This window comes from Arthrobacter sp. SPT-J7 (assembly GCF_059089965.1).
Genome location: NZ_JBNHFF010000145.1, coordinates 1 through 8,414, shown reverse-complemented (window position 1 = coordinate 8,414; position 8,414 = coordinate 1). Strand labels below are relative to the sequence as shown.

General features: G+C 65.0%; 11 protein-coding genes. 4 read left to right on the top strand and 7 right to left on the bottom strand.

Going from position 1 to position 8,414, the window contains the following annotated elements; translation table 11 throughout:
- Positions 1–291 (bottom strand): YflT domain-containing protein (locus tag AC5RWX_RS27275; RefSeq protein WP_494099391.1); only part of this gene is annotated, 291 nt, incomplete at its 3' end.
- A gap of 77 nt (positions 292–368) precedes the next feature.
- Here AC5RWX_RS27275 and AC5RWX_RS27270 point away from each other — a divergent pair.
- The 3 genes from AC5RWX_RS27270 to AC5RWX_RS27260 are packed head-to-tail and all read left to right on the top strand — an operon-like array spanning position 369 to position 3,476.
- Positions 369–1,652, top strand: a complete 1,284-nt coding sequence (locus AC5RWX_RS27270) for a magnesium transporter MgtE N-terminal domain-containing protein (protein WP_494099390.1) — start codon at positions 369–371, stop codon at positions 1,650–1,652.
- The gene (locus AC5RWX_RS27265; RefSeq protein WP_458781537.1) at positions 1,636–2,334 is read left to right on the top strand and encodes a DUF1003 domain-containing protein; all 699 of its coding nucleotides are present in this window, start codon (positions 1,636–1,638) and stop codon (positions 2,332–2,334) included. The genes AC5RWX_RS27270 and AC5RWX_RS27265 overlap by 17 nt, the downstream gene beginning before the upstream one ends.
- An 11-nt stretch (positions 2,335–2,345) precedes the next feature.
- Positions 2,346–3,476 (top strand): Mrp/NBP35 family ATP-binding protein, encoded by a 1,131-nt coding sequence (locus tag AC5RWX_RS27260; RefSeq protein ID WP_494099392.1) that lies wholly within the window; start codon positions 2,346–2,348, stop codon positions 3,474–3,476.
- Between the two features lie 50 nt (positions 3,477–3,526).
- Here the strand turns inward: AC5RWX_RS27260 and AC5RWX_RS27255 are convergent, their stop codons facing one another.
- From AC5RWX_RS27255 to sigE, 3 genes are all read right to left on the bottom strand, one after another.
- Positions 3,527–3,937 (bottom strand): twin-arginine translocase TatA/TatE family subunit, encoded by a 411-nt coding sequence (locus AC5RWX_RS27255; RefSeq protein WP_494099389.1) that lies wholly within the window; start codon positions 3,935–3,937, stop codon positions 3,527–3,529.
- A gap of 69 nt (positions 3,938–4,006) precedes the next feature.
- Positions 4,007–4,873, bottom strand: a complete 867-nt coding sequence (locus tag AC5RWX_RS27250) for an anti-sigma factor (protein ID WP_494099388.1) — start codon at positions 4,871–4,873, stop codon at positions 4,007–4,009.
- Between the two features lie 7 nt (positions 4,874–4,880).
- Positions 4,881–5,495 carry an RNA polymerase sigma factor SigE gene (gene sigE, locus AC5RWX_RS27245; RefSeq protein ID WP_458781534.1) on the bottom strand — a complete coding sequence of 205 codons (615 nt, stop codon included), beginning with the start codon at positions 5,493–5,495 and terminating at the stop codon, positions 4,881–4,883.
- 227 nt (positions 5,496–5,722) lie between these two features.
- On the opposite strand from sigE, the gene AC5RWX_RS27240 reads away from it, so the two are divergent.
- Complete coding sequence (locus AC5RWX_RS27240) at positions 5,723–6,355, top strand: O-methyltransferase (protein ID WP_494099387.1); 633 nt, start codon at positions 5,723–5,725, stop codon at positions 6,353–6,355.
- A gap of 45 nt (positions 6,356–6,400) precedes the next feature.
- Here the strand turns inward: AC5RWX_RS27240 and AC5RWX_RS27235 are convergent, their stop codons facing one another.
- The 3 genes from AC5RWX_RS27235 to AC5RWX_RS27225 form a co-directional block, all read right to left on the bottom strand.
- Entirely contained in the window at positions 6,401–6,568 is a 168-nt protein-coding gene (locus AC5RWX_RS27235) for a DUF3117 domain-containing protein (protein WP_009357720.1), read from the bottom strand.
- 233 nt (positions 6,569–6,801) lie between these two features.
- Positions 6,802–8,049, bottom strand: coding sequence for a hypothetical protein (locus AC5RWX_RS27230; protein ID WP_494099386.1), 1,248 nt, complete (start codon positions 8,047–8,049; stop codon positions 6,802–6,804).
- A partial coding sequence (locus tag AC5RWX_RS27225; RefSeq protein WP_494099385.1) for a DivIVA domain-containing protein occupies positions 8,046–8,414 on the bottom strand: 369 nt, incomplete at its 5' end. The genes AC5RWX_RS27225 and AC5RWX_RS27230, both read right to left, overlap by 4 nt.

Genomic DNA, 8,414 nt, shown 5'->3' with positions numbered 1-8,414 from the left:
GAAGGAGAGCATTACGCCCACGAAAAGGCCAAACCACATGCCGCTCAGCGCTCCGGACAAAGCCACGCGCGGGTAGCTCAGGCGCCCCGTAACCCGCTCCACCATCTTCAGTTCGTTGCCCACGATGGATACCATATGGACCGGGAACTGCTGGTCCGCGAGGTAGTCCACAGCCTTCTGGGCGTCCAAATAGGACGTGTAGGAGCCGACGGTGTCGCCGGTGGGAACCGCGCGGGCTTCGTCCAGGCCGTTGGGCCCGCCAGCCTTGGGAGCGCCAAAAATGTTTGCCATAGTCCCATTCTTGCCCATGACTATGTATGCTGCCTGTAAATTCAGCTAAAAGAGAGCAGACTAGGTAGCCTGTAGGAGTGAGTACAACTCCTACGCGCGTCTTCGTGGCGCGCCTACTGGGCCTGGACGTCTTCGACCCGCTGGGCGACCGGCTGGGCCGGCTGCGCGATGTTGTTGTGCTCTCACGCGGCACCCAGGGTGCCCCGCACGTGGTGGGCATCGTGGTGGAGGTTCCGGGAAAGAAAAGGGTCTTCGTGCCGATGACGCGGATCACCTCCATCGACCAGACCCAGATCATCTGCACGGGCCTGGTCAACCTGCGCCGCTTTGAGCAGCGCGGCGCCGAAACCCTGGTGGTGGCGGAGATGTTCGACCGCCGCGTCACGCTCCGGGACGGCAGCGGCGACGCCACCATTGAAGACATTGCCATGGACCAGCACCGTTCACGCGACTGGTTTGTCAGCAAGCTGTTTGTACGGCGGGGCCATTCCCTCTCGCCACTGAGCCGGCTCCGCCGGAACGAAACCCTCATCATCGACTGGGCTGATGCCTTGCAGGGGCCCCGTACGGAGCCGCAGGCAGCCACCCAGTTCCTGGCGAACCACGAAGACCTCAAGCCCGCGGACTTCGCCGAAGCTCTCCAGGAGATGAGCGACAAGCGCCGTTTCGAGGTGGCCAGTGAACTTCAGGACGAGCGCCTCGCCGACGTCCTGCAGGAGATGCCGGAGGATGACCAGGTGGAGATCCTCTCCGCCCTGGATGTGCAGCGCGCCGCCGATGTCCTGGAAGAAATGGACCCCGACGACGCCGCGGACCTCCTCGGCGAGCTCCCCTCCGCCCAGGCGGAGGAACTGCTCCAGCTGATGGAGCCCGAGGGTGCAGAAGACGTGCGGCGCCTGCTGGAATACGACGAGGACACTGCCGGCGGCCTGATGACGCCCGTCCCGGTCATCCTGCCGCCGGAAGCCACCGTGGCCGAAGCACTGGCTCATGTCCGGCGCGAGGAACTCTCCCCCGCGCTTGCATCGTCCATTTTTATTACCAGGCCTCCGCTGGAGACTCCTACCGGACGCTTCCTGGGCGTCGTGCACATCCAGCAGCTGCTCCGCTACCCGCCTTTCGAGCCGCTGGGAAACCTGGTGGACAAGAACCTTGAGCCGCTGTCCGACCAGGCGCACATCAGCGAAGTGGCACGGACCCTGGCTACCTATAACCTGAACTCCCTTCCGGTGGTCAACGACGCCGGCCGGCTGGTGGGGGCGGTGACTGTTGATGACGTTCTGGATCATCTGTTGCCGGACGACTGGCGAGCCCATGACGGCGAAGCCCCGATAAGAAGGCTCGGTGGCCGCATTGGCTGATATTGGTGCTCCCAAAAACCCCAACGTGCGGCCCCCCGCCAAGGCGGCGGCGAAGGGCAGCCTGGACACACCGCTGAGCGGCCGCCAGCGGATCCTGCCCAAGTTCTCCCCTGATCCGGATGCCTTCGGCCACGCCACCGAGGGCTTCGCCCGTTTCATGGGTACGCCACAGTTCCTCGTTTACATGACGGTCTTCGTTCTGGTCTGGCTGGCCTGGAACACGTGGGCACCACTGGCCTGGCAGTTCGACTCCCGGGACCTCGGCTTCACCCTGCTGACCCTGATGCTGTCCCTGCAGGCGTCCTATGCGGCACCGCTGCTGCTGCTGGCCCAGAACCGCCAGGACGACCGCGACCGCGTCTCGCTCCAGCAGGACCGCCAGCGCGCTGAACGCAACCTCTCCGATACCGAGTACTTGACCCGGGAACTGGCGTCGCTGCGGATCGCGCTCCGCGAGGTGGCAACGCGTGACTACGTCCGCGCTGAGCTGCGCTCGCTGTTGGAAGACATGCTGGAAGCCCAGGAGGAGCTCCGGACCCACGATCCTGCCGGACAGGGGCAACACGAGTCCCCGCGCGACAAGGTGCGGGAGAAACTCAAGGAGCAGCGTGACCGGCAGCGGAACCCCCGCACCCAACAGATTCCCCGGGTGAAGCCCGGGCACTCCACCCAGGACCGCTAAGGAGCGCACCCATCAATAACACCTCGCTGGCCGGGGCAGTCGCTGCCGCCCTGGCCACGGTCATCGATCCCGAGCTCCGCCGTCCCATCACTGAGTTGGGCATGGTGGACTCCGTCAACGTTTCCGACGACGGCAAAGCCAGCCTGGTTGTCCTGCTCACCATTGCCGGCTGCCCGCTGCGGGACACCATCACCGCCGAGGCAACAAAGGCGCTGCTCGCAGTTCCCGGAGTGGCCACCGTCGACGTTGAACTGAAGGTGATGACGCAGGAACAGCGTGATGCCTTGAAGGAACTGCTCCGCGGGGCCGGCGGCCAGCGCGGCATTCCGTTCAACGAGCCCAACTCCCTTACCAGGGTCTACGCGGTCGCCAGCGGCAAGGGCGGCGTGGGAAAGTCCTCGGTGACCGTCAACCTTGCCTGCGCCCTGGCTGCACAGGGACTGCGCGTCGGAATCGTGGACGCCGACGTCTATGGCTTCTCGGTCCCCGGCCTCATGGGCATCAGCCAGGCGCCCACCAGGGTGGACGACATGATCCTTCCCCCCGTTGCCTATGGCGTGAAGGTGATCTCCATTGGCATGTTCGTCAGCGGCAACCAACCTGTGGCCTGGCGCGGACCCATGCTGCACCGGGCCCTTGAGCAGTTCCTGACGGATGTCTACTTCGGCGACCTGGACGCCCTGTTCCTTGACCTGCCGCCGGGCACCGGAGACATCGCCATTTCCGTGGCGCAGCTGCTGCCCAAGGCGGAGATCCTGGTGGTGACCACGCCCCAGGCCGCCGCGGCCGACGTCGCCGAGAGGGCCGGCGCCATCGCCACCCAGACGGGGCAGTCCGTGGCCGGCGTCATCGAGAACATGTCCTACCTGGAAATGCCCGACGGCGGCAGGATGGACCTGTTTGGAAGCGGCGGCGGGGAGGTCCTCGCCGAACGGCTGACCGCCACGGTGGGCACCGACGTGCCCCTGCTGGGGCAGATCCCGCTGGACATCCAGCTGCGGGAGGGCGGTGACACGGGAGTACCGATCGTCCTCGGCGAGGCAGGCACGCCGGCAGCACAAGCGCTCTCGCACATTGCCGGGAGGCTGGCAGCTAAACCCCGAGGCCTGGCCGGCTTGAAGCTGGGTCTGCAGCCCCGCTGAGCTCCTGACGTCGAAGGCTTTCCGGGCGCCTTCGTCAGGTGCTTTCTGGGTCAGGTGGCTTCTGTGTCGAAGGGGGCAGCTTCGCCTGGCGGAAGCGACTGGACCGCCCTGGCAGGACGCTTCGGGGCGGCATCGGCCACCGCTACGGCTGCGGCTCCGGAGACGGCTGCAACGGCAGCAGGAGCACCCGCGCTTACGGGCTTGGTGTCGTCATCCAGGAGCGCCTCTTTGATGATGCGCCGGGGGTCGTACTGGCGGGGATCATACTTCTTCCAGTCGACATCATCGATGTCGATTCCCACTTCTTCCTTGATCTGTTCGCGCGCGCCGGAGGCCATGCGGCGGACTTCCTTGACCAGGTTGGCCAGTTTCTGCGTGTATTCGGGCAGCCGCTGGGGACCGATCACGAGGACGCCAATGATCAGCAGAAGAAAGAACTCCGGGCCGTTGATTCCAAACACTTTAGGAAGATTACCCTCTCCGGGCTGCCAGTGACGATTCCCGCCCGCGGACGGCAGAAACTGTCCGCTTCACTGCGTAAAAAGGGCCACGATCTTGTTCACGCCGCGCTGGATGCGTTGTACCACCGGTTCGGCGCCCGGCCCCGACGGCTCCTCCAAAGCTTCGGCTGCTACACCTTCTCCCGCCTGTTCACTGAGGCGCTGCAGGATGGGCACGGCGTCGTCAGCGTGTTCTGCGGGGAGATCGGAGACATAGGTAAAGGTGCGGCCCTGCGTCCGGAAGGTGGCGGACCCGGGCGACGACTCCAGGATCTGCAACGGCGGGCCGGCCTGCCCCGAAGCGGGTTCTGTTTCGGTGCCTCCAGGGTTGTGCCGTTCGGTGATGGTCGCGTAGTGCGTCCCGTCGGAAAGCCTCAGTTCGACTGCGGGGCGGCCCTCCAGCACCACGGCCTTGGCCGATTCGAGGTGGAATCCCATAGCCTCGAGTTCGGGGCATACCCACCCCTCCGACCGCAGGCCTGAGAGCCGTTCCGCACTCAGCGTCCTGCCGTCGGCGGGCGTCTGGGCCGAGACCTGCCAGAGGGTGGCTCCGGCTGCGGCACCGTCTGCCCGATTCGGGTCACCGGCCACGGCTAATGCACCGGCAGCGAGGACACCTGCTGCCGCAAAGGTGCCCCCCGCCGTCATGGCCAGCACCCGGACCGCTGCCCTGGGTGCCTGGTGATGCGGGGCAGGAGCCGGCGGCCGGGCCGCCAACTCCTGGGTCCTGGCCAACAGGCGGGCAGCAAGGTCATCGCTGGCCGGCGGGATTGGCGCGTCCCGCAGCCGCTCAAGGTACTGCCGCTCCCGGCGCAGGGCTGAAGCACATTCGTGGCAGGACTGGATATGGCTGGCGGTACGCTGATGCCTGCGGCTGAGCGAAAATTGGGGCCTCATGTGCCGTTCAGAGGATGCCGGCGATGCGCGGCAAGGACAGTTTGGGCCTCGACTGCTGCGGACGCGGGTCGCGGTGGGCCAGCTTTTCCCGAAGCATGGTGCGGCCACGGTGGATGCGGGAGCGCACTGTACCGAGCTTGACGCCCAGGGCCTCGGCAACCTCATCGTAGGACAGTCCTTCGAGGTCGCAGAGGACCACGGCCGCGCGGAAGTCCGGGGGGAGTTCCTCAAGGGCAGCCTGGACGTCAAGGTCAAGGTTGTTCAGCTCGAAGCTCTGCTCGGGACCTGGTTCCCGCCCTGGAATCCTTGATTCGGCGTCCTCGGCAAGGGCGTCAAACCGGATCCGGGTTTTCCGCCGCGCCTGGTCAAGGAAGAGATTGGTGGTGATGCGGTGCAGCCAGCCGTCCAGCGTTCCGGGCTTGAAGTTTTCCAGCGAGCGGAAGACGCGGACAAACACCTCTTGGGTGAGGTCTTCGGCGTCGTACTTGTTTCCGGTCAGGCGGTAAGCCAGCCGGTAAACCTTCGCGGAGTGGTTGGTCACCACTTCTTCCCAAGTGGGGCGCACCCACTCGGAATCCGGTTTGTTTGCTGCAGGGACAGGTGCCACAACTGATGATGACATCGTCCACTCCCCTCATGGAATGCGTACGCCCGGACACTGTTGACATCTATGATTCGGCGCCGGCCGCCCTTTGGATGACCGGATAATAATCATTTCAAATTCGGCTGGGAATTTCCTGACTGCCGGGTAACTTCAGCCGTAGGCGCAACGGCCCGCCTTCCCGGCTGTCGCCGAACGACACAGTAGGCTGTAGAGGACATCCCCCTGCCGCCCAGAAAGCGAAATCCATGAGCGCCGACAAGTCCACGAGCTGGTCCTATGCAGAAGATCTGCCCGCTGAGGATGAGGTTATGCTGCGGGCACGGGAGCGGTCCTTTGAATTGGGCGTGACCCCGATCGGGCCGGGTGTGGGAGCAGTCCTCACCGTCTTTGCTGCGGCGTCGAAGGCCCAGACCGCCGTCGAGATCGGAACGGGTGCAGGTGTCTCCGGTGTCTGCCTGCTCCGCGGTCTCGGTGCGCACGCTGTCCTCACCACCATCGACGTGGACGTCGAACATCTCAAAGCCGCACGGGAAGCCTTCTCGGAGGCCGGCAGCCCGGCTAACCGGACGCGGACCATTTCCGGCCGCGCCGGTGATGTCCTGCCCCGCCTCACGGACAGCGCGTACGACCTGGTGTTCATCGACGCTGACAAGCCGGGACTGCCCGGTTATGTGGAGCAGGCCATTCGGCTCCTGAAGCCCGCCGGGCTGCTGATCATCAACGATGCACTGGACAAGGACAAGGTAGCCAACCCTGCCGGCCGCGAGGCCACCACAGTAATCCTGCGGCAGGTGGGGAAGAGCATCCGCGACGACGAGAGGCTCGCCTCCGCCATGCTTCCCACCGGCGACGGCCTGCTCGTGGCGGTCAAAAAATAAGACAGGACCCGCAGCCCGAAGGCTTGCGGACCCTGTCCTGCACGATTATTCGGTAACGCCGACCAGGCATTCCTTGAGGTTGGCCGCTTCAGCTGCATTCAGTTCGACCACCAAACGCCCGCCGCCTTCGAGCGGGACGCGCATGATCAGGCTGCGGCCCTCCTTGGTGACTTCCATTGGGCCGTCGCCGGTACGTGGTTTCATAGCCGCCATGAGGAATTCCCCTCCATTTAGTCCCAGGACTGATCAGCCCGGGTGGGCTGTGTCCGCATGTAGATCAAGCTGCCATGGCGGAGTGGATGGACACCGCCGGGGCTGCGCGTATTCTGAATGCTTTTTGTCCTTGCTTACCTACCATTATCGCGGAATTACCCGTCCGTAGCTAATCGATGGACATTTGTGGACGGGTCCAATTTCCACTCTCACCAGCGCAGAAGCCGGATTTTCTACGGCGGATAATCCCCGCCGCCCGGCAACTGCTCCCACGCCCACAGCCAGACAATCCAGACGATCTGCAACAGCACGAACATCACCACGACAGTTCCCCGGTAAGCCCGGGACCGGGACAGGAGCGCGGCCCCCAACGCCAGTGGGAAAAGCGGGAGCAGCATCCGGAAAGTACTGGTCTGCGGGTGGAGGAACATCACCAGGTAGCCCATGTAGCAGGCGCACCACAGCCGGAGTTCGGCCCCGAGCCGGACCACCGGCGGCAGATACAGCATGGCGCCGAAGAGTGCCACAAAGATAAAAGGGGCCAGCATTCCGAGCACCGGGCCGAAGAGGTCGACGCCGGTGTCGAACCAGGGTTTGAATGGCACCAGATCGTGGCCCCGCCACACGGTCTCAGTCTTGGTATAGGCCTGTATATCGCCGGTAGCCGCCCATGCTGCGGCGGGCCATGCCAGCGCCGATAGGCCTGCCACTGCTGTAAGGGCGGTAAGTGCCGCGAGGTCCAGGACAGAATGCGAATCCCCGTCCCGGGGGCGGAAGCGCTGCACCAGCCGATGGACCAGGAGGAACCCCAGCATGGCCGCGAATGGAACGCCTACCGGACGCGAGAGGCACAGCATCACCACGACCGGGATCGCCGTCAGATACTGCCGCCGGACGACCAGCAGCAATGCGGCCGCGAGCAGCAGCAGTGACAACGGTTCGGCATAAGGCACCTGGAGGACCGCGGACACGGGGAAAGTGGCGAAGAACGCCACCGCCCACAGTGCCGGTCCATGTGCTGCCATATGCCGGAAAAGCGTGTAGATGACCAGCGCGGCAGCCAGTCCGGACAGCATCGCGATAATGGTCAGCGAGGCAGCCGGGGCCAACCCCGTCAGTCTGCTGAGCCCCCCTGCCAGGGACGGGTACAAGGGATAAAAGGCCCACGTATTTTCCTGGACATTGCCCGCATTATCAACCGGGAGGGTGGTGGGGTAACCGTTCGCGATCACCCTGGCGTACCAGCGCGCGTCCCAGATGTTGATGAAGTTCCAGTAGTCGGGCTTGGCCGGGAACCAGGGGTTGGGCCCTTGGTGCAGGGCGGCAGCCATAAAAATTGCGGCGCTGACGAGCCTCGCGGCAACATAGATGGCCGAAACCTGGAACCACCAGGGCCAGCGTTCTACGGTTGCCCGGAACCGCAGTGTGAGCGCCTGGCCCCACGCTGAAATTCCTGTGCCCCGCCGGGTGGCAGTGCTCACGCCTGGTCCTCCCCTGCCCCCGACCCTGCATCGGCAGGCCGATCGGACTCCGCGGCCGGTGGTTCCGCCTGGGGCCCTGTCCCCTCATCCTGCGCCTGTGTCTGAGAGGAAGGCCTGGCCTGTTCCGCTGCCTCCAGTCGGGCTTTCAAAGTTTCCACCTCTTGCCGGCTTGCCGCAAGTTGGTCCCTCAACTCATCGAGGACCTGGTCCACCTGGTCCATCCGGTAGCCCCGCAGGCCCAAGGAAAACCGCACCCGGTCCACGTCCTGCGGCGCTGCGTTGGCCGGCAGGAGGACTGGCGGGAGGTTCGCGGGAGGCTGCTCAAAGCCGGCGTCCAGCAGGGCAGGCAGCGCGATCCCGCCCGG

Excerpts from the sequence above, each read along its gene's own strand:
- sigE (WP_458781534.1), bottom strand. The coding sequence starts at position 5,495 with ATGTCATCATCAGTTGTGGCACCTGTCCCTGCAGCAAACAAACCGGAT.
- AC5RWX_RS27235 (WP_009357720.1), bottom strand. The coding sequence starts at position 6,568 with ATGGCGGCTATGAAACCACGTACCGGCGACGGCCCAATGGAAGTCACC.
- AC5RWX_RS27240 (WP_494099387.1), top strand. The coding sequence starts at position 5,723 with ATGAGCGCCGACAAGTCCACGAGCTGGTCCTATGCAGAAGATCTGCCC.
- AC5RWX_RS27250 (WP_494099388.1), bottom strand. The coding sequence starts at position 4,873 with ATGAGGCCCCAATTTTCGCTCAGCCGCAGGCATCAGCGTACCGCCAGC.